The following is a 2,259-nucleotide window of genomic DNA, read 5'->3' on the forward strand; positions in this document are numbered from 1 at the left end:
TCGAGGAAGATGATCCGCGGGCTGCCGACCAGCGTCATGGCGATGTCCAGGCGGCGCTTCATACCGCCGGAGTAGGTCGAGGCGGGCTTCTTCGCCGCCGCCACCAGGTCGAAACGCTCCAGCAACTCGGCCGCGGTGCGCTTGCCTTCACTGCGGGAGAGGTGGTGCAGGTCCGCCATGAGGAGCATGTTCTCCTCTCCGGTGATCAGCCCGTCCACGGCCGAGAACTGCCCGGTGACACCGATCGCGGCGCGCACCGCCTGGGGGTCGGCGGCCAGGTCGTGGCCGCCGACGTGGATGTCGCCGGTGCCCGCGTCGGCGGAGACCAGGGTGGAGAGGATCTTCACGGCGGTGGTCTTGCCGGCGCCGTTCGGACCGAGCAGCGAGAAGATCGTTCCGTCGGGGACGGCGATGTCGACGCCGTCGAGAACTACCTTGTCGCCATAGGACTTGCGCAGCCCGTTCGCCGCGATGGCCAGGTTGGTCATGCCGGATGGCTCCTTCTTCAGAGGCTGCGGGCGGTGATGTCGCCGTGGTCGGTGGTCGCGTGGATGTTCAGGTCGGCGGCGGCGCCGTCGGTGTTCTTGAGCGCGTTCTGGATCCGGCCGTGGCCGGTGCCGGCGTCCAGTGAGGCGGAGGCTCCGCGGGCCGCGTCGATCGAGATGTCGCCCATCTGGGTGCGCAGCACGACCTCACCGCGCTCGGCCTCGGTGATCCGGATGTCGCCCCGCAGGGTGCTGATCTGCGCGGGGCCGCCCAGCCGGCCCACCGTGACGTCGCCGTCCTGCAGGGTCAGGCGGACACTCGCGGCCTCGTCGAGCTTGACCGGGCCCTGCGCGCACTCCAGGGCGACGTCGCCGAGCCGTCCGACGCCGCGGAAGTCGGCGGCGGCCGCCTTCGTCTCGACTCGGGAGCCGGCCGGCAGCTGGACGGTGACCTCGACGGCTCCGGAAGCACCGAAGTACTGGTTCTTCGCCTCCGGGGCCTGGATCCGCAGGACGCCGCCTTCGTAGGCGACCTCGGTCCGCTCCGCCGCCTTCACGTCGCGGCTCTTGGAGGGATCGGCGGGCCGGACCTCGACCGTGGTGTCGGCCCGGTCGGCGGCGATGAACTGGATGCGGCCCGCGGGGAGGTCGAGGACGGCGGAGACGGGGGCGGGGGTGTCGAACTTCTGCATGATGTTCTCCTGCGTTCGTTGCTGTTTCTGACGATGGAAAAGCTACGTTGCGTTCAGAAAACGCGCAACATCTTCGTTGCGAATAAGCAGCATACGAGCAGGTCAAAGCGCAAGTATCGTTGCAACCGTTCTGAATTTAATGCAACAACCCCCATCGACTCGTTGCAATAGATGGGAACTGAACGCTATCCTCAAGGAGGCACCAAGAAGCACGAAGGAGATCGCGATGCCGGGAGGCAGACTCACTCAGCAGGAACGTCAGCAGATCGCACTGGGGGTGGCCGACGGGCTCGCCTACGCGGAGATCGCCAGACGCCTCGACCGCCCCACCTCGACCATCACCCGCGAGGTCATGCGCAACGGCGGCCCCACCGGCTACCGCGCCGACCTCGCGCACCGCGCCACCGAACGCCGCGCCCATCGACGGAGGCAGGCCACACCCCGAGGGCCGCAGGCGCCGGCGCAGACCGACGGACGCGACCCGGAGGCCGTGCGCGAGTACGAGGAGGCGTGGACCACCCTCCTCATGCAACAGGGCCTGCCCAAGATGATGTCCCGGGTACTGACCTGCCTCTACACCACCGACGCGGGCAGCCTCACCGCGTCCGAACTCGTCCAGCGCCTCCAGGTCAGCCCGGCGTCCATCTCCAAATCGGTCACGTTCCTGGAAAGCCAGGGCCTCATCCGCCGGGAACGCGACGAAGGCCGGCGCGAGCGGTACGTCGTTGACGACGACGTCTGGTACCAGGGGATGATCGCCAGCGTCCGGTCCCACGGCCAACTCGCCGACACCGCCCGGCAGGGTGTCGCCATCCTCGGCCCCGACACCCCGGCCGCCACCCGCCTCGAGAACATCGCCCGCTTCGTCGACTTCGTGGCCGAGAGCATGGCCCGCGCCGCGGAACAGGCCCGCGACATCCTCTACACGAAGCCCGAAACACCTTCGAACGACACCGCCGAGCCGGGTTCGGCGGCCACGCCGGATCCGTCAACCTGAGCCGACCCGCAGGGGTTCACGTCCGACCGGAAGGACACGGCCGGCATACGCCGGCCCAGGCCCCATGCCCCGCCCCGGCCCGCCC

General features: G+C 69.1%; 3 protein-coding genes. 1 reads left to right on the forward strand and 2 read right to left on the reverse strand.

The features are described from left to right. Both ADK36_RS08725 and ADK36_RS08730 read right to left on the reverse strand, forming a co-directional pair. Positions 1-488: ABC transporter ATP-binding protein (locus tag ADK36_RS08725; RefSeq protein WP_159391098.1), on the reverse strand; the 488-nt coding region annotated here is incomplete at its 3' end. A 17-nt stretch (positions 489-505) separates the two neighbouring features. After that, positions 506-1,177 carry a DUF4097 family beta strand repeat-containing protein gene (locus tag ADK36_RS08730; RefSeq protein ID WP_048586226.1) on the reverse strand — a complete coding sequence of 224 codons (672 nt, stop codon included), beginning with the start codon at positions 1,175-1,177 and terminating at the stop codon, positions 506-508. 226 nt (positions 1,178-1,403) lie between these two features. Between ADK36_RS08730 and ADK36_RS08735 the strand changes: the two genes are divergently transcribed. Then, positions 1,404-2,174, forward strand: a complete 771-nt coding sequence (locus ADK36_RS08735; RefSeq protein WP_053196932.1) for a GbsR/MarR family transcriptional regulator — start codon at positions 1,404-1,406, stop codon at positions 2,172-2,174. Positions 2,175-2,259: the final 85 nt, after the last annotated feature.

The organism is Streptomyces viridochromogenes, from assembly GCF_001270495.1.
GTDB classification, from domain to species: Bacteria; Actinomycetota; Actinomycetes; order Streptomycetales; family Streptomycetaceae; genus Streptomyces; species Streptomyces viridochromogenes_A.